Genomic DNA, 18,608 nt, shown 5'->3' with positions numbered 1-18,608 from the left:
TTTCGTTATCTAGCTATGTTATCAGGATTAGGAATAGCTCTTTATTAAACCTTTTTGATCCTATAAATCAAGGGATTACGCGCTGGTTGATGGTTATCTGCGGTTTATTCATCTTTAGTAGTCATTTAAAATTCATCTTAGATAAGAAATCGAAAACAACGGATAATCAAAAGAAGACCTACTAATAAGAATTTCTTTTGATGTTGTAATGTTGATAAACAGTATTATGTAAATGAAAAACCTATGGAATACGTAGGAGAGAAATAAAAAAGAAAATTATATGTTATAATAATCTTAAATACCCAAATAAAGGAATTTTGTGTTGTTATGAATCGTAAATTTAATTCTCTATTTATAGTCTATCCTATCGTTTTCTTTGTAGTGCGTACTGTTTTTTCTTTTGTGAAAAATAGCGCTGCGGAATCTGTCTATGAGACGTTAGCTATACTTGCCATGTATTACTTTGCAGTTAGTGTTTTCTATTCGATTGACTTGTATATGCAAAAGAAAAATAGTTAATAGATTAGAAAATGCTGAGAGTCAGAGTAAAAACAAACGATATAAAGGAAACTAACAGTGCGCATTAAGAATTATTTTTTGTTTATCTTTCCACTCATTTTACTATTATTAGCCAGCTGCGATCCATCTTCTACGCCTAAAGAAAAATACTATTCAAGCACCAAAAGCACAAACCTTCAATTAGAAAACGTTAAATCAGTATCAATAGGAAGTTCTAAATATGACGTAGCCAGTTGTTTAAAGAAGAAACCAAAATTTATAGAGGTTACGGAGCAGCCTCCGTATACTACCTACATTTACGGAGAAAGTACAGAAAAGTATGATGTTGAATTTAAAATTGTAAATAATAAAGTCAGCAGATATGACTTGCTTAGTAACAAGTATGGTACGGAAAAGGGAATACATACTGGTGACAGCAAAAAAGATGTCATTAGGGCATATGGAGAAAATTATTACGAAAGAGAAGATACCGGAGCAACAATAATAGGGTATTTTGATAAAACTCATAAACTCAACATTGAGTTTTCTTTAGATGATAATAGTAAAGTTGGAGGTATTTTGGTTCAAAAAATAAATAATTAGGATGAGTAATAATGATCTATTTGCAAAATGAAAAAGAGCACCTATAAATGATTAGGTGCTTTTTTGTGCTGAGAACATTCATTATGGTTTTTAACAACTGCGGGTTTTCCTTTTTATGGTATTATATATAAATACATATTTAATACTGCCGAAAGAGGGAGATACTTAATGTTGCAATCACTGATTTTTGATATGGATGGAACGCTGTTTCAAACAGATAAGATTTTAGAATTATCACTTGATGATACCTTTAACCATTTGCGTGCACTCAATCAATGGGATACTGGCACTCCTATTGATAAGTATCGTGAGATTATGGGTGTACCTTTACCAAAAGTATGGGAAGCTTTATTACCTATTCATTCAGGTGAAATGAGAAAGTATACGGATGACTATTTTTTGAAAAGCTTAGTGGAGAATATAAGAAAAGGGAAGGGTGCTTTATATCCCAATGTAAAAGAGGTCTTTAGCTATTTAAAAGAAAATAATTGTTCCATTTACATAGCAAGTAACGGTTTAAGGGAATATTTAGAAGCGATTGTAGACCATTACGATTTGAATAATTGGGTGACAGAGACATTTAGTATTCAACAAATCCAAACTCTCGATAAAGGAGAGTTAGTCAAAACGATTATAAAGAAATACGATATCAAATACGCTGCAGTAGTAGGAGACCGCCTATCTGATATCAATGCTGCAAAGGATAATGGTTTAATGGCAGTGGGGTGCAATTTTGATTTTGCTCAAGAAGCTGAACTTGCGCAGGCTGATGTGGTAATAGATGATTTGAAGGAGTTAAAAACTATTGTATCTAACATAAATAGTAGCTTGTCAATCTAAGATCCTCGTACATAACCATTATAGATGGTTAATGTCTCAATTATAGACCTAAATCTACTGAAGTTGAAACATAAATAATGAGCGGTTCCCTTGCAATTTAAAATGTTTACATAATCTTTTCTTGTCATTAATAAATGGTTTACAATACTGAGCTATGCTTAGGTTAAGATTTCCAAAATAGTTTTATATTAAAAATAATTCTATGAGAAAGGAGATTTTTGATTATGACTTCGCATATGATTCGTAAATCTGATAGCGCTCACTTATGTATTAGAGGGTATAAGATAAAATTGACACTCAGCCAGTGGAAGCTTGTAAGAACTCGGAGATAATGGTTAACCCAACTATTAAAAGAGGAAAACCTCCATCTTAATTTAGATGGGGTTTTTTGCATTTCTTTTATTAACCTTTTAATTGGTTAACTATTTAGACTTTATAATAAAAAAGACTAATAAAAGTTAAAAAATGTAATAAAAAAGAGAAATATTATTTAAGTGAAATTAAAATAAAGCACAACTAAATATGCATTTTTTAAATGTTTTACCACTTTTTATTGACCATAAAAATTTAAAAGAATTAAAATAAATATAAAGTAAGTAATTACTTACATTTTAAAATTGTTTTGTAGGAGGATGAATATTTTTAATGTATAGTTTAAGTTTTCAAAAGGTGGACGAGGCGAATGAAAAAGTTGGAGCAAAAGCTTTAAACCTTATAAAAATGAAAAGAAAAAATTTACCGATTCCAGATGGGTTTATTATTCAAACGGAAGCTTTAAAGCGATATATCGAATGGAATGAGATTGATCGTCAAACAGATAATATACACGAGAGAATTTTGCACGGGGAAATTCCTATTGAAATTGAATCGGATCTCGTAGAGGCATTTCGAAACCTAAAGTGCTCTTATACGTCAGTAGCTGTTCGTTCATCATCCAGTGCTGAAGATTTAGAAGGCGCATCTTTTGCTGGCCAGTATGAAACCTATCTTAATGTGAAAAGTACCGAGGATTTTTTGAGTAAAGTGAAAGCGTGCTGGGCCTCATTTTTTACTGAAAGAGTCGAACAATATACTCAAAATATGTATGCTGATTTTGATGAAGTTTCAATGGCAGTTGTTGTTCAAGGGTTAATTGAGTCCGAAACATCGGGAGTCATATTCAGTCAAAACCCCGTCACTCATAATACAAAAGAAATGATGATTAATGCCAGCTACGGACTAGGAGAAGCAATCGTATCGGGCTTAGTAACACCTGATGTTTACCTGGTTAATAAACAAACCTTTGAGATAGAGAAAGAAAAAGGGCTAAAGGAAGTAAAAATAATTCCACTTGTTGAAGGCGTTGAAGAAATCGAAACAACGGAAGATGAGCAGCAAAAGTTTTGTTTAACAGACGAGAAAATCATTGAATTGGCCGAAATAACAAAAGAAGTAGAAGCTCTTTACCAACATCCCGTAGACATAGAGTTTGGTATTCAAGACAATCAAGTATATCTATTACAGGCAAGAGCGATTACCACGTTAACAGAGACCAAAGAATTAACTCCTTTCCAAAAAGATATATCTTTAAATTTCGAGGATATGGAAGAGTTTTGGATTTTAAATGACACAAGTTTTTCTCATGCTGTTAGTCCTTTGTACGCTTCATTTATTATTCCGGCATTTTCTGAAGGAACAGCTTCTAGTTTTCAAAAGTTAAACTTTATATTTAATAGACTTAATTTAAAAGTGTATAAAGGACATATCTACACAAGAACGGAGCCTTTTAAAGGAGATTCTGATAAGAGAAGCCAAGAACATAAAGAATTAATGGAAAGTATTTATCCAGTCTTAACAAAACGAATGAATCAAATTATTAAGGAACAATTTTTACCTTACTATGACAAATTAGATAGCTCTACCTGGGAAAATCTCAACCTTCAGAGAGGAAAAGAGATTCTTCAAAGTTTGACTGATTTTTATAAAACGGCATATGATTTGCATTTTGACATTGTTATGCCTCAAATGTCTTTAAATACTATAGTTGAAGAATACTATAAAAACCTTACAAATAAAAAATCCGGACATGATGTTTATGAGCTATTAACCGGGAAAATGAACAAATCGTTGGAAACGGATCAACAGCTTTCTAGACTTGCTTTAATAGTTAAAGGCGATGCGGAACTTACTAAGATCTTTCAAGAAGAATGCACAGAAACTTTATTAAAGAAATTAGAGGAAAATAAAGCAGCAAAAAGCTTTATGGCTGAAGTAGATGCTTTTCTAAAACAGTATGGATATCGAAGCGTTGTAAGTCACGATTTTGTAGGAGAAACTTGGCTAGAGAATCCTCTTCACGCATTATCGATTATTCAAGGATATGTTAATGACGGTTACAACTTTGATGAGAATTTCAAACAGACGGTCAAAAAACGTGAACAGAACTATAATGAATTGTTGATGCAGATAGAGGATAGCCAACATAAAGAAGAATTTAAAAAATATTATCATTGGGCATTAGATGCATCCGTTATAAGAGATGACCATCATTTTTATATCGATGCAATGTTGGATGCAAAAGCCCGTTTATTCCTACTCAAGCTAGGTAATTTACTAGTACATCATCATGTTTTTCTAGTGAAAGAAGATATTTTCTTCTTATATCTTGATGAGCTAGAGTCTCTTTTAGAAAATCCAGTAGACATGACAGAATTAATTGAGAAACGTAAAAAAGAACACGCAGAACATGAGAAAATGTCTAATTTGCCTAAATACTTCGGCGTCCCTGAACCAGCTCAGCTGAAAGAAGCTGAGAAATATATGGGAGCTATTGAGGAAAATGACGCTAACAGCGAACATTCTATTAAAGGGTTAGCCTCTTCCTCGGGAACATATACTGGAAAAGTAAAAGTCATTTCAAATACGAAGGAATTTTCCAAGCTGGAAAAAGGTGATGTTTTAGTATGTAAGACCACTACTCCACTTTGGACTACTTTATTTCAGACTGCGGGGGCTGTTATTACTGACGCTGGAGGTATTCTTTCTCATTCGGCAATAATTGCACGTGAATATGAAATTCCTGCAGTGGTTGGTACGAAAATAAGTACGGATAAGCTAAAGGATGGCGATATGGTTATGGTCGATGGTACGAATGGAATTGTCACGCTTTTAAATGAATAAATAATTCTCTTCGCTTCCATTTGACAACAGCTCTTTTTCCTTTATATACTGCCTAATGGAAAGTAAATACTTACATTCAGGAAGCATAAAGGATGATTAACATGAAAAAAGATGAAACAAAAAAGAAGATAACAAAAGCTACAATAGAACTGCTTAAAGAAAAAGGCTATAAAGGTACTACCACTAGAGAAATTGCAGAACAAGCTGGCGTTAATGAATTAACTGTTTTTCGCCACTTTGGCAATAAAGAAGGCATTATTCAAGCTATTGTCAAAACAACAAGCTTTTCGCTTGAGATTTTTGATAAATCAATTGAATGGGAGCTTGAAAAAGATTTGACGAATTTCGGTTACCTGTTACTAAAAGACTTTGATAATAACCGAGACATGATTTCAATTGCTTTAAAGGACCCTTTAATTTTCTCACAGGCGCACGAAGAAATTTTAAAAAAAATTAATGATACGAAAGAAATACTAAAAGAATACTTTGAAGAAATGCAAAAGAAAGGATATATCAAAGAATTAGATTGCTGTACACAAGCGGAGATTTTCCTAAGTACGTATTGGGGATATTTTATGTATAAACTAAATTTTGGAGACAAAGCCTTACATGCAGATTATCAAAATATGATAAAAAACAGTATAAAAACGTTTATAAAAGGAATTTCTCTCCATTAAAAGGAGGCAATAATGTTTGGGTAAACATAAAGAGCTTATCTTGATTATTTCATTACTAATTGGGACATTTCTTGTACCAATAAATTCGACAATGATTGCCGTTGCTCTATCAACCATATCAGCTCATTTTAATGAACCACTTGCAAATATTTCGTGGGTAGTAACTATTTATTTAATTGTAATGGCTGTTACTCAGCCTATCGCTGGAAAGCTAGGAGATCTATATGGAAACAGAAATATCTATTTATGGGGCGTAGTGTTCTTTCTTATAGCATCTTTAGGCTGTATATTTTCAACTAATCTCATTTCCCTTATTATCTTTCGATCACTGCAGGCAGTAGGAGGAGCTTTACTTACTCCAAACACTATAGCAATCATTAGATATGTGGTGCCAAAAGAGAGGCTTCCTAAAATTTTAGGTGTATTTGGAATGGGAATGGGCTTGGGTGCTGCAATTGGACCATTGCTAGGGTCTGTACTGCTTGAAAACTTCAACTTGGAAGCTATATTCTGGGTGAATGTTCCTTTTCTTTTCTTAGCTTTAATCAGTGGAATAGTTATGATTCCTAAATTTAATGTTAAAAAGCAAACAAGCACTTTAGATATTCAAGGCTCCATTTATTTAGCAATTAGTATTTCTTTATTGATCTTGTTGACACACGGTATAGAATTTACTAAGGCTTTAATAATGGGAATAATATTTATTTTATCTACAATCTTGTTTATCAAAAGAGAAAATACGACAGAAAACCCGATTATCGATTTTTCTTTATTTAAAAATTCCACCTTTACAAGCGCTAATTTATCTATTATGCTTAGCAATTTTGTTATGTATGTGATTTTGTTAATTATGCCTCTGTTAATGAAGTCTCAATTTCATTTATCTACAGCGCAAACAGGGCTTGTTTTATCAGTTTTTTCGATTTCAATGTCTTTAAGCGGCTGGATAGGAGGATTATTAAACAATAAGTTTAGTTCTAAAAAAGTGATTGGATTTTCTTTTGCTATGATTATCGTCTCTAATATTCTTTTTTTATCTTTAGAGAATGTTGGATCTATTCTTTTTCTTATAGTGGCTTTAATTATTGGAGGTTTTTCTACAGGAATAGGTTTAACAAGCATGCAGGTTGCCTCGCTGGACTCCGTAAGTAAAGAGCAATCTGGTACAGCCTCTGGCATTTACTCAACGTTTCGTTATTTCGGAAGTATTGTTTCATCCACGCTTATTGCTCTCGTTACAAGCTATAACTACATCTTTATTATTTTAGGAGTATCGGGGATAGTAGGTATACTAGTAGCTAAAAACATTAAATCTGGTAGCCAAGACATGATAAGCAGCAATAATTCCAGTGCAAAAGCATAGTTGTTTTTTGATAAAGCTTTTGGTTATATACACCAGTTACTAATCAATCAATAAAAAATAAGTACTGCTTCTAAAATAGGAGCAGTACTTATTTTTTCGCTTAAAAATCTTAGACAAAATGGCAGATGAATTCATCTGTTCCTTCAAAAATGACTTGTTTTAAATAAAAAAATTCTAATAATTCAATCTTGTTATTGACGAACTCGCATTTCAGATGTACACTTAAGTCACAAAGCTACTTAGTATACAAGTTACCTAAGTATACTAAATTATATTTTAATGGATATATCATTTAGAAAACAGCAAGTCATAAATTAATGAGGTGACTAAAATGAAAGAAATTAGTATTGAAGAATTAAAAGAAAAAGCCATTCAATTAAGAAAAACAGCTCTTACAATGATTTATGGAGCACAGTCTGGCCATCCAGGAGGTTCACTTTCTGCAGCAGATATTATGGCAGCGCTTTATTTTAAAGAAATGAATGTTGATCCGCACAACCCTAACTGGGAAGATCGTGATAGATTTGTACTTTCTAAAGGTCACGTTTGTCCCATTCAATATTCTGCTTTAGCTTTACGAGGATTCGTTCCCTATGAAATGATATACACGTTAAGAGAATACGGTTCTCCGTTTCAAGGGCATCCAGATATGAAAAAGTGCAAAGGTATTGATATTTCAACAGGCTCACTAGGACAAGGACTTTCGTGTGGCGTAGGTATGGCAATCGCAGGGAAACGAGATTTTAAAGACTATAGAGTTTTTTCTTTAGTAGGAGACGGAGAATGTCAAGAAGGACAAATTTGGGAAGCTGCTCAAACAGCAGTTAAGTACCAATTAGATAATTTAGTTGTATTTGTAGATAATAACAGACTTCAAATCGATGGATTTTGTGATGAAATTATGCCATTGCAAGATTTAGAGAAAAAATTTGATGCGTTTGGTTTTGAAACAAAGCGAATTAATGGACACTCCATGGAAGAGATTGTAGAAACATTGGATGAAGTAAGAGTAGCGAAGAATGGAAGACCAAAATGTATCATCTGTGACACGGTAAAAGGTAAAGGCGTTTCGTTCATGGAGGATGTGGCTGATTGGCACGGGGTTGCTCCTAATGAAGAACAATATCATCAAGCAATGGAAGAAGTAGCAGGAGGTTTAAGGTAATGAGCATACTAGAAAAAGATCTTACAGTAAAAAAAGCTACGAGAGAAGCCTTTGGAGATGAAATCGTAAAATTAGGGAAAGAAAATAAAAATATTTATGTCATTGATGTAGATATTGCAAAGTCGTGTAAAACAGTAAACTTTATCAAACAATTACCCGACCAGCATATTAATGTTGGTATTGCAGAGCAAAATGCAGCTGGGTTAGCAGCTGGACTTGCTACGACTGGTAAAATTCCTTTTGTAAGCACTTACGCGGTTTTTGGTTCGTTAAGAATGCTTGAACAAATTAGACAAGAAGTCTGCTATCCTAACTTAAATGTAAAGATTGCTTGTTCACACGGCGGTTTAACGCCAGCTAATGATGGCGGAAGTCATCAAGCTATAGAAGATATGGGAGTATTAAGATCGGTTCCAAATATGACCGTCATTATGGGAGCTGACTATTATTCTACTAGAAAACTAGTAGAACAAGCTGCTCAAGTGTACGGACCTGTATATCTTCGTTTTACTCGCGATACGGTTCCAATGATTTACGATGAAAATGAAGAGTTTACAATTGGAAAAGCCAAGAAAATTAAAGATGGAAGTGACATCGCTATTATTGCCAACGGTGATACATTACGACTCGCTTTAGAGGCAACTAAAGAATTAGAGAAACAAGGCATATCTGTGAAATTACTAGACATGCATACTATTAAGCCTTTAGATCGAGAAGCAGTGGTTGACTGCTTAAATATCGGAAAAATCATTACGGTTGAAGATCACAATATTCTAAATGGTCTTGGCAGTGCCGTATGTGAAGTAGTTGCGGAAGAAGGAAAAGGTACAGTTCGAAGAATTGGTGTACAGGATCAATTTGGACAATCTGCGCCTTATGAAAAACTATTAGAGTTAAATGGAATTACTGTAGAAAATATTATTAAAACAGCTAAAGAACTGATTTAAGACTAACTAAATTAAATAGAAGAAGCTAACAAGATGGGGGAAATATAATATGTTTGATTTAAAAGAGAGAGTAGCAATTATTACTGGTAGCGGTTCCAAAAAAGGGATTGGACGTACAATCGCCCTGACACTTGCAGAGCAAGGAGCGGCTGTTGTTATAGCAGATATTAATTTTGATGGTGTTCAGGATACAGTAAATGAAATAAAAGAAGCGGGCGGCAAAGCCTTAGGAATAGAGTTAAATGTAACAAGTAAAGATTCTTGCGATGCGATGGTTAAAAAAACACTTGAAGAATTCGGTAGAATTGATATTTTAATTAATAATGCAGGGATTTCTCAAAAGGTTACCGTTCAAGATATGACGCTTGAAGACATTACGAGAGTGTTTAACGTCAATATGTTTGGGTTGTTTCTATGTACGCAAGCAGTATTAGAAACAATGAAAGATCAAAAGTACGGTCGAATTATAAGCCTGTCTTCTGTTTCGGCTAAAAGAGGTGGAGGCGTGTTTGGGGGGCCTCACTATTCGGCATCTAAGGCAGCAGTGCTAGGTTTTTCAAAGAACTTAGCGCGCGAGGTAGCCTTAGATGGCATTACGGTTAACTGTGTAGCTCCTGGATTGGTTAATACAGAAATTTGGAAGTCCCTTCCTGAAGAAGATGCAAAGTCTGTGATTGATAGTATTCCTATGGGTAGACCAGGTGAAGTGAAAGAAATCGCGGCTACAATTGCCTTTTTAGCTTCAAAAGAAGCTTCTTATATTACAGGAGAAGAAATTGATATAAACGGTGGCTCACATATGGATTAATATTCAGGTTCGTTATACAGGCATGCCATTATGGTATGCCTGTATAGCTGTTCATTGATAAAATCATTAGTAAAATGAGAAACTGACTACATAAATAAGGATTTTTTTGCTAGAAGATGCTAGGCTTGTTGCCCCTAAAAATAGAACAGTATATAATAATTATGTCTACTTAATTATGAATAAAATGAGTTAATAATTATAGAGAGAAGTGATTTCCATTAGTTTTAATCCAGTTTCCAATAATAAATTATATATTCAAATTTATAATCAAATTCTTTCTGAAATTCAATCTGGAGCGTTTCAAGTAGGAGATAAGCTCCCTGCTGAAAGGGAGTTGTGTGAACAATTTGGTGTAAGCCGAGTGCCTGTTAGACAAGCCCTTAGCGCCCTAGAATTGAACGGTTTTATTTATTCTCGTCAAGGAGAAGGTGTATACGTTAAAGAGTTTCAAACAGAAGCTGAAAATTCTCAATCAACACTTTTAACGGAATCTACCTCCCCTGAAGACATTGTAGAAGCAAGAATGAACATAGAGCCTCTTATTGTACGTTTTGCAGCTTTGAGAGCTACAGAAGAAGATATTAAGGAACTGCGCGCAACAATTGATAAGATGGAGGAAGAAACGAACGCAGGGGTGTATGTACCTGAAACAGATGAAGCCCTACATAACGGCATAGCGAAGGCTTCTCATAATGATTTATTTATTAGTATTATGGCAGCTATTAGCAATGCAATGAAACAGCAGGAAATGTGGAAGTTTATAAGAGATCGAACCGTCACTAGACCTGACTATCGAGAAGTTAATTTTAATGAACATAAATTACTTATTAATGCAATTGAACAACATAATGAAGAAGAAGCTGTGAGAATCATGAATTTTCACATGCGAAATTTGTATGATCGCTATTGGAAAGCTTAATTCTAACTAATTTTTTATTAAACTAATACCAAATATAGAGTCAAAAGGCAGCTAAAGTGTAGCTGTCTTTTTGCTGTTAAAAAGACAGCATAAAATGGTCAAGATTCAGTGTTTTCTTTCCAAACAAACTGTATATTTCTTTTCGTTTTTAATAAAATTCAGAAAATATTTAATCTAATAATTATATTGACAATTGATAGGTATGTAAGTACACTGTTTATATAAGGTAACTTAGTATACAAGTAGCTAAATCTATAAAACGGAGGTAATGTAAATCTTAAAATTCATTATTCTTTACATTCTTTACAGCTCGATATTTTTTGAAGAGATTAGCAGAAGGGTTCGAAAATGTAAGCGTTTTTTACCATTATTGTGCATTACAAATGTTTTGGATTATTAGGATAGAAATTAGAAAGTAGATTTATAGTGTTTTCATATCGCTAGTAAGGTTTTGGTGTATGATATTTTCTAATAGTTCTTACTTTTTTAAATGATAAATAATACAGGGGGATACTTCGCTTTTCATTTTTTTATATTTCCATATGAAAGGGATTACAGAAGTAGGGACTAGATTTACTTAGACTTAGAAATAGATCAATCATCTTTTATATAAACTTTTAATTCTTTCTGTCAATTAGCCTAGAGCAAATACTCAGGTCAAAGACCGAAGAACATGAAGAGGAGAAAGATGGTAACCCAGGGAGGAATTATTTTGGATCCAATTAACTTAGAACGTTCAACTACTAAAAAAGTAACGTTAAGGCTCATTCCATTTCTATTTTTATGTTTTACCATATCTATACTTGATCGAGTAAATATTGGGTTTGCTGCATTACAAATGAATGAAGATTTAGGTTTTTCTAATGCTGTTTTTGGATTAGGGGCAGGGATTTTCTTTCTTGGCTATTTTCTTTTAGAGGTACCTGGCAGTGCTATGATGACGAAGGTTGGGGCTAGAAGATGGATTAGTAGAATCATGATTACATGGGCAGTAATTGCTATTTTGATGGCTTTTATCCAAACACCATGGCAGTTTTATACAGCAAGATTTCTTTTAGGAGTTGCTGAAGCTAGCTTTTATCCTTGTATGGTCTTTTATCTAAGTGGTTTTTATCAAACAAAACATCATGCAAAAGCAATTGCTGGATTTATGATTGCGATCCCTGGTGCTAATGCAATAGGATCTCCTCTTTCTACTTATTTATTAGGTATTGACTGGTTAAACATGGCTGGATGGCAGTGGCTTTTCATTTTGGAAGCGATTCCAGCTTTAATCCTAGGTATTATATGTTTCTTCTATCTTGACGATAAGCTTGAGGATGTAAAATGGTTAACTAACGAGGAGAAGAAATGGTTAATCGACGTTACAACAAAAGAGAAGTTAGAAAAACAGGAAGCCAAACACTATACGTTTGCTCAGGCCTTAAAAGATCGTGACGTATTAACTCTATCTTTAGGATACTTTTTCTGGATGGTTGGCTACTATGGCATCGTCATGTTTTTACCGACAATTTCAGAGGGGTTATCTAAAACTACTTCTCTTAGTACACATGCTATGGGGTGGATTTTAGGATTAATGTATGTTTGTGCAATGGTAACCATGATGTTGGTTAGTAACCACTCTGACAAGAAAAATGAAAGACGCTTTCACGTAGTTGCTTGTTTAGTAACAAGCGGCGTCGCATTGATTATTAGTAGCTACGTTGCAAGTACGAACATTGTTTTATCATTTGTATTCTTAACGATCAGTCTTTGCGGAGCGTTCGGAGCATATTCTCCGTTTTGGGCAATTCCACCGTCTTTCTTAACGGAAGCTGCTGCTGCAGGTGCCATCGCTCTTATCAATAGTATTGGTAATCTAGGCGGTTTCTTCGGACCATATATCGTGGGATACATCAAAGATCTAACAGGATCTTTTAATGCTAGTATGACATTTCTAGGTATTAGCATGTTCGTAGCGTCCTTTATCGTAGCTTTTTTATTAAAACAATCAGGAAGAGCTATTAAAAAAAATACAGTCGATCGATTAGAAAAAACTAGTTGATTCTTGTTTGAAAGAAATTTGTACTACTAGGAGGGGCCGACAATTAGTTTCTAGAGGCTGTCGGCCAACTTTCTTACATGGATAAGAATAACAGGGGTGTATGGCAATGATGAAGCTAGGAGTTTTAACAAGTGGCGGAGACGCTCCAGGAATGAATGCTGCTATTAGAGCAGTAGTAAAAACAGCTGATTATCATAACATAGAGGTAATGGGAATCGAGGGTGGTTACCAAGGTTTAATAGAAGGTAAACTTCATAGATTAACCTCTACGGATGTAGACTACATTGCGGATAAAGGAGGGACATTTTTAAAAACCTCCCGTTGCGCAGAATTTATGAAAGAGTCGGGCAGAATAAAAGCCTTAAGTATATTAAAGGATTATGGAATTAATCATTTAGTAGTAATCGGCGGTGAAGGCTCTTTTAAAGGAACACAGAAATTACACGAATTAGGTGTAAATGTCATTGGTATACCGGCAACGATTGATAATGATTTATCTTACACAGATTATTCACTTGGATTTGATACTACTTTAAATACGATATTAGAGTGCCTCGGTAAAATTAAGGATACAGATTTATCTCATGAAAAGACGACGATTGTGGAAGTAATGGGAAGATATTGCGGCGATTTAGCCCTGTACTCTGCTTTAGCAGGCGCAGGAGAAATTATCTCGACACCGGAAAGAAAATTAAGTTTTGAAGAGATATGTTCCAAACTGAACGAGAAAATTAAAAGTGGCAAAAAAGATAACCTAATCCTAATTACTGAAAAAATGTACGATATTCAAGACCTACAAAAATATGTCGAGGATCGATTAGATATTAGCGTCAGGACAAGTATATTAGGTTTCATTCAAAGAGGAGGGCAGCCATCCGCATTTGATCGTATATTAGCAAGTGAAATGGGGATTACAGCAGTAGAATTATTACTAAAAGGGTATTCTGGTAGAGCCGTAGGAATTAAAGAAAATGACTTGATTAATGTAGATATTGAAAAAGTTCATTCGAAATTATCTAGTAATGATGATAAATACAGCTTACTGGATACCATTCTAGCTTAAGAATATCTTTTCTAACATACAATGATTTATCAAAATAGAGATAAAACGAATTTGTCTCTAAAGAAATGTATTTGAATACAAACGAATTTTTCTAATAAAAAGGAGGAAATAAACATGAATAAGCAGGTTAATGTAAAACAGGGAACTATCGTTTGTCAAGTATGTGGGAAAGTTATTGAGAATGTAGACAACTCTGAAGGGGTTAAAACATGGTACGGGAAGTGTTCTGAGGATTGTTCTAGGAAATAACGTAGCGGTAAAAAGAGACCCCAAAAATCATTAGAATTTTAATTAAGACTATAGCTGAACAAGGAGAGTAATCTTATGAAAGTCATAATTGCTTCAGATCATGGCGGGATAAACATTCGCAAAGAGATTATAAATCTGCTAGATGAAATGTCCATAATATATGAAGATCTAGGCTGTGAATGCAGCAGTTCAGTCGATTATCCGGACTATGCGATTCCAGTTGCCCAAAGAGTAGCAAATGGAGAAGCGGATTTTGGAATTTTAATCTGCGGTACGGGAATTGGCATGAGTATTGCCGCTAACAAAGTAAAAGGAATTCGTTGCGCACTCGTTCATGATGTTTTTTCAGCTAAAATGACGCGTGAACACAACGATACGAACATTTTAGCCATGGGAGAACGAGTAATTGGACCAGGTTTAGCCCGCGAAATTACGAAGACTTGGTTAACAACCCAATTTGTCGGGGGCCGTCATGAAAATCGCATCTGTAAAATTACAGAATACGAAAATGTATCAGAACCTTCTCTTGAAAGAAAATAAAGACAGAAAAGGCAAGAATCAATCTGATTCTTGCCTTTTCCTATTACTTCACTTACTGATATGATGATTACAGATCCTATCAGAATAGCAAAACTAACCATTCCAATTCCCATACCAGTTAACCTTCCGTAAAAGCAGCTTATTATGACAACACTGAAACTAATTATTTTTGCAATTAAAATAGATGTAATAAAATATGCCTGATTTATTCTTGGGAGTTAAAGAAGTTTGTTTGCTGATGAAGAAATCTGTACGGTTAGTATCTATATATAGGAGGAAGCGAATATGCAGGGTAAAACGATGATAACAAAAGTTATGGCTTACATAACTAGGTTTAATGGTCATCATACAGAGTTATTAGTTTACAAACACAAAGATTATCCAGAAGCAGGAGTTCAAGTTCCAGCAGGTACTGTAGAACAGGGAGAAACAATTGAAGAAGCTTTATATAGGGAGGTCAAAGAAGAATCTGGATTAATGGAGTTTTTATCAGTAACAAAATTGACAACATATGTTTATCATCATGAAGGTAAAAGTCAGTATCATGAACGACATGTTTTTCATTTAGCAGTTAGCGAAGAAGTTCCAGAACACTGGGAACATGAGGTTAATTCTGAAGGTGAAGATGCAGGACTAATCTTTTCGTATTATTGGGTTCCTATTCAAGCTGTTCCCAAACTAGCTGTAAATCAAGATGATTGCATTAATCAGTTATTTTTATAGTTCTAAATTTATTAATAAGAGAAATATGCAGGTATCAAAGAGAATAAAAGTAATTTTATATTACATCAAACCGTCCAGATATATAGCAAAGGAGAATAGGAAACATGCTTAATCAATTAAAGCTGTGGGCTAAAAAGTTAAAAAAGCAGCTATTTATCTTATACTTAGCTTATAAAGATGAACGAGTATCTTGGTATACCAAAGTATTTACTGCTTGTGTTGTTGCATATGCCTTCAGTCCAATAGATTTAATTCCTGATTTTATACCGGTTTTAGGCTATATTGACGATATAATCATTGTTCCTTTAGGAATTATGCTTGCTTTGAAGATGCTACCTACAAGTGTTATAGAGGACTGCGCAATAAAAGCAGAAGAGCTCATTCAAAATGAACGACCTAAAAATTGGGTTGCGGGTTCAATTATTATCATAGTATGGCTACTTATTTTTACGTGGAGCTGTTTTACTGTTTTTAAATTATTAAATTGAATGAACTCTTATTAAGAAAAAATATATTAGGTTTACTATCGATCGTTATGATACAAAATGGTAAATGATATATATAATTGAAAGGAGTACATTAGAGCAAATGCAGCAAATTGATATCCAAGAAAAAAAGATAGACAGAGCTCTCTTTCAATTTGTTTTCCCTTTTTCCTTAAAGCAAGGAACGGAATCTACTATCTCCTCTTTTTTAAAAAAGAGCGGATTTAAGCTATTTCAGTTAAATCAACTAGAAAACGAATGTGCATATTACGGCGATTTTAAAGTCTCACATCGTGATATGGAGGCGTATTATTTGTCTTTCACTAATAAGATACTCTTTCCACATTCAGAAAAAGAAAAAGGCCTTCATAGATATTCAAAACTTTTAAATATAAGAGGTAAGTTAATTACAGATACAGAGTGCATTCCTTTTCAAATACACTCTGTTGATTTAACTACATGTCCTTATGAACTTGGGTTTTTAACCATTCGAACTGAGTTGAAACCCTTTACGTCTATGTCATTGTCTCATTCTTTAGAATTCGCAGATCGCTTTCGCGTATTAGAACCACGAACACGAAAAGATAGCAGTACAAAAATTGAATGCGATGGCAAGATATACAAGGGAGCAGGGGAATTTGTATTTAACAACCTCTTTGAGGGGCTCTCCCGCTTTTTTGAAGGTGATTCAAAGGAAAATTCTTATTTTGAAACCTTTTCTTTTTTTTGAAGATGAAAGAATGTATGTCCAATCTTTAGTGGCATTAGAGAAAAATGAAAAAATCGATGTAGTTGATGTTTATCGAATGGGAAGTCTTTGCGGCTTAACTGTAGAGGGGAAGCCATATGTTCATGCTAATAACCTTCCTTACATTCAAGATTATTTACAAAAACATGCTTATCAGCGCTGGGCTCCTAGCACTTATTTTCTGATAGAAGAACATATTTTTACTTGTATAACGATTCAAGATGAACGTACAACTCCTGATCTAGCTAATCAGTTTTATGGAGAATTTTACTACGGGCTTGTATTAAATCTTTTTCACAAGATCGTTTTATTAAAATTAGCTAATACCTATACAGAGCTAAATATTGAAAAAGACGTGAAAGAAATGGAAAAATTAATTTATTCCATTAATTCGTTTACCGCCAATTATTTTTCGCTTGAAATAGTATCTCAGTCCCGAAGCCGTGATATTTTCTATCTTCTTAGGAAAAATTTCAATATTGAGTTGTTATATAAGGAAGCTAAACAATCTCTAGAGAGTTTATTTAGATACCGGGAAAACGTTAACGCGAAAAAAGACAGCCTGTTATTGCTGATTTTGACTCTTTATTCCGTAGTAGGTCAAATGCTTGGAATGGGGCTTATAGTAAATGATTTTATCGGAAAAATCACATGGAGAAATATACTTGCGTACAATCCTGTAGAATATTTTGCATTAATCCTGGCAGCTAGCGGTGTCATAATTTCTCTGATACTAGGTATACAAAGTTTATATCAATGGATAATTGACCAAAGAAATCGAAAAAAATGGGTGAAACAAACTGTATTATCTTCAACAAAGGAATGAGAGCAGTCCTTTATTTCCTCCATATTTATCTTAAAACAGAAACAAAGATCGTATAGCCCATAATTGATAACCATAGGTATCAATTATGGGCTAATTTATCTCTATGCCTTTTTAAAAAATGTTCAGCTATATCGCTTTACAATTAAAAATAAATGTTGAAATTGAGCTAATTATCCGTTTTTTTAGTGTGTTTTTTTACTATCCATTTCTTATAGATGTAGTGTAAGAGGAAGCCTCTGTACTGATTTATAATATAGTAACTAACAATATAGAGTATACTTCCAAACAAAAAGCTATTAAGAAACATTCCAGTTAAAAAATTCTTTCCTACTTTCGCTCCTAGTTCTAGTCGATTGGCCAAATTTTCATCTGCACTTTGAAATAAAGTTTGATCAAGGTCGATTGGAAATATATATCCTCCCACTACTGTATTCAAGTAAAACATCAACGGAAAGGCCCACATAAAAAACATTCCACCAATGAGACCTGCTATGCTGTTTCCTTTACATAATTTAGCTAAACCTACGGATATTATAAGGCCCAATCCAAAGGTAGGAACAAAGTTCACAACAGAACCTAGACTAAAACCTAGCGCAACTTTATGTGAATGATCTTTTAATCTTAATAGTTTAATAAGTAAGTATTTAAACCGGCGCTTCAAAAATACTAATTTGCTCACATTATTCCTCCTATCTCTTCGCGCTGGCATCCTATCTTTCCTTTTGGTGTCCACCATTACAGAAAGGTGTTTTATTGTATTCACGATTTAGCGTCACATAATTAAAAAGAAAAATGAGATTCAAGAACAACAGGTTTAACCATTATAAGTATATTTATACTTTATATGACAAAACAAATAATTACCTCCTAATAAATCAAGTGATTTTTGAAAATGTCACAAAAAACTCATAAATAGGTTGTTTCTTTTCTCTTCCTCCCTGCTAAAATTTT

The 18,608-nt window shown here is 33.8% G+C and carries 16 protein-coding genes and 1 pseudogene; 16 read left to right on the top strand and 1 reads right to left on the bottom strand.

Annotated features, from left to right (window positions below; all coding sequences use genetic code 11):
* The first annotated feature begins 576 nt into the window (after positions 1-576).
* The 16 genes and pseudogenes from ACFX4N_RS06495 (at position 577) to ACFX4N_RS06420 (ending at position 17,657) form a co-directional block, all read left to right on the top strand.
* Positions 577-1,101 (top strand): hypothetical protein, encoded by a 525-nt coding sequence (locus ACFX4N_RS06495; protein ID WP_097812100.1) that lies wholly within the window; start codon positions 577-579, stop codon positions 1,099-1,101.
* A 168-nt stretch (positions 1,102-1,269) separates the two neighbouring features.
* Positions 1,270-1,941 (top strand): HAD family hydrolase, encoded by a 672-nt coding sequence (locus tag ACFX4N_RS06490; protein WP_013056345.1) that lies wholly within the window; start codon positions 1,270-1,272, stop codon positions 1,939-1,941.
* 645 nt (positions 1,942-2,586) lie between these two features.
* Complete coding sequence (locus ACFX4N_RS06485) at positions 2,587-5,100, top strand: PEP/pyruvate-binding domain-containing protein (RefSeq protein ID WP_377261038.1); 2,514 nt, start codon at positions 2,587-2,589, stop codon at positions 5,098-5,100.
* A gap of 92 nt (positions 5,101-5,192) precedes the next feature.
* Positions 5,193-5,777 carry a TetR/AcrR family transcriptional regulator gene (locus ACFX4N_RS06480; protein ID WP_013056347.1) on the top strand — a complete coding sequence of 195 codons (585 nt, stop codon included), beginning with the start codon at positions 5,193-5,195 and terminating at the stop codon, positions 5,775-5,777.
* Positions 5,778-5,793: 16 nt separating this feature from the next.
* Positions 5,794-7,140, top strand: coding sequence for an MFS transporter (locus ACFX4N_RS06475; protein ID WP_025601767.1), 1,347 nt, complete (start codon positions 5,794-5,796; stop codon positions 7,138-7,140).
* A 313-nt stretch (positions 7,141-7,453) separates the two neighbouring features.
* Positions 7,454-8,305, top strand: a complete 852-nt coding sequence (locus ACFX4N_RS06470) for a transketolase (protein WP_057274682.1) — start codon at positions 7,454-7,456, stop codon at positions 8,303-8,305.
* Positions 8,305-9,252 carry a transketolase family protein gene (locus ACFX4N_RS06465; RefSeq protein WP_057274683.1) on the top strand — a complete coding sequence of 316 codons (948 nt, stop codon included), beginning with the start codon at positions 8,305-8,307 and terminating at the stop codon, positions 9,250-9,252. The genes ACFX4N_RS06470 and ACFX4N_RS06465 overlap by 1 nt, the downstream gene beginning before the upstream one ends.
* A 49-nt stretch (positions 9,253-9,301) precedes the next feature.
* The gene (locus ACFX4N_RS06460; RefSeq protein ID WP_013056351.1) at positions 9,302-10,060 is read left to right on the top strand and encodes an SDR family NAD(P)-dependent oxidoreductase; all 759 of its coding nucleotides are present in this window, start codon (positions 9,302-9,304) and stop codon (positions 10,058-10,060) included.
* Positions 10,061-10,268: 208 nt separating this feature from the next.
* Complete coding sequence (locus ACFX4N_RS06455) at positions 10,269-10,979, top strand: FadR/GntR family transcriptional regulator (RefSeq protein ID WP_053487075.1); 711 nt, start codon at positions 10,269-10,271, stop codon at positions 10,977-10,979.
* A 712-nt stretch (positions 10,980-11,691) separates the two neighbouring features.
* Positions 11,692-13,023 (top strand): MFS transporter, encoded by a 1,332-nt coding sequence (locus ACFX4N_RS06450; protein WP_025601763.1) that lies wholly within the window; start codon positions 11,692-11,694, stop codon positions 13,021-13,023.
* Positions 13,024-13,129: 106 nt separating this feature from the next.
* Positions 13,130-14,086, top strand: a complete 957-nt coding sequence (gene pfkA, locus ACFX4N_RS06445) for a 6-phosphofructokinase (RefSeq protein WP_377261034.1) — start codon at positions 13,130-13,132, stop codon at positions 14,084-14,086.
* A 114-nt stretch (positions 14,087-14,200) separates the two neighbouring features.
* The gene (locus ACFX4N_RS06440; protein WP_107917869.1) at positions 14,201-14,335 is read left to right on the top strand and encodes a GapA-binding peptide SR1P; all 135 of its coding nucleotides are present in this window, start codon (positions 14,201-14,203) and stop codon (positions 14,333-14,335) included.
* Positions 14,336-14,410: 75 nt separating this feature from the next.
* Entirely contained in the window at positions 14,411-14,875 is a 465-nt protein-coding gene (gene rpiB, locus ACFX4N_RS06435; protein WP_057274685.1) for a ribose 5-phosphate isomerase B, read from the top strand.
* A 285-nt stretch (positions 14,876-15,160) separates the two neighbouring features.
* Complete coding sequence (locus ACFX4N_RS06430) at positions 15,161-15,598, top strand: NUDIX hydrolase (RefSeq protein WP_057274686.1); 438 nt, start codon at positions 15,161-15,163, stop codon at positions 15,596-15,598.
* 104 nt (positions 15,599-15,702) lie between these two features.
* Positions 15,703-16,086, top strand: a complete 384-nt coding sequence (locus ACFX4N_RS06425; protein ID WP_057274687.1) for a YkvA family protein — start codon at positions 15,703-15,705, stop codon at positions 16,084-16,086.
* A 100-nt stretch (positions 16,087-16,186) separates the two neighbouring features.
* A pseudogene (locus tag ACFX4N_RS06420) lies at positions 16,187-17,657 on the top strand (hypothetical protein).
* 166 nt (positions 17,658-17,823) lie between these two features.
* On the opposite strand, the gene ACFX4N_RS06415 reads toward ACFX4N_RS06420, so the two are convergent.
* The gene (locus ACFX4N_RS06415) at positions 17,824-18,336 is read right to left on the bottom strand and encodes a DUF2062 domain-containing protein (protein WP_057274688.1); all 513 of its coding nucleotides are present in this window, start codon (positions 18,334-18,336) and stop codon (positions 17,824-17,826) included.
* Positions 18,337-18,608 lie beyond the last annotated feature (272 nt).

Source organism: Priestia sp. YIM B13551 (assembly GCF_042787905.1).
Classification (GTDB): Bacteria; Bacillota; Bacilli; order Bacillales; family Bacillaceae_H; genus Priestia.
Note: the sequence above shows the minus strand (reverse complement) of the source record. Positions and strands in the feature narration are given on the sequence as shown.

What these genes read in the sequence shown, in the direction of transcription:
- ACFX4N_RS06490 (WP_013056345.1), top strand. Translation starts at nt 1,270, where the DNA reads ATGTTGCAATCACTGATTTTTGATATGGATGGAACGCTGTTTCAAACA.
- ACFX4N_RS06485 (WP_377261038.1), top strand. Translation starts at nt 2,587, where the DNA reads ATGTATAGTTTAAGTTTTCAAAAGGTGGACGAGGCGAATGAAAAAGTT.
- ACFX4N_RS06480 (WP_013056347.1), top strand. Translation starts at nt 5,193, where the DNA reads ATGATTAACATGAAAAAAGATGAAACAAAAAAGAAGATAACAAAAGCT.
- ACFX4N_RS06465 (WP_057274683.1), top strand. Translation starts at nt 8,305, where the DNA reads ATGAGCATACTAGAAAAAGATCTTACAGTAAAAAAAGCTACGAGAGAA.
- ACFX4N_RS06460 (WP_013056351.1), top strand. Translation starts at nt 9,302, where the DNA reads ATGTTTGATTTAAAAGAGAGAGTAGCAATTATTACTGGTAGCGGTTCC.
- pfkA (WP_377261034.1), top strand. Translation starts at nt 13,130, where the DNA reads ATGATGAAGCTAGGAGTTTTAACAAGTGGCGGAGACGCTCCAGGAATG.
- ACFX4N_RS06440 (WP_107917869.1), top strand. Translation starts at nt 14,201, where the DNA reads ATGAATAAGCAGGTTAATGTAAAACAGGGAACTATCGTTTGTCAAGTA.
- rpiB (WP_057274685.1), top strand. Translation starts at nt 14,411, where the DNA reads ATGAAAGTCATAATTGCTTCAGATCATGGCGGGATAAACATTCGCAAA.
- ACFX4N_RS06430 (WP_057274686.1), top strand. Translation starts at nt 15,161, where the DNA reads ATGCAGGGTAAAACGATGATAACAAAAGTTATGGCTTACATAACTAGG.
- ACFX4N_RS06425 (WP_057274687.1), top strand. Translation starts at nt 15,703, where the DNA reads ATGCTTAATCAATTAAAGCTGTGGGCTAAAAAGTTAAAAAAGCAGCTA.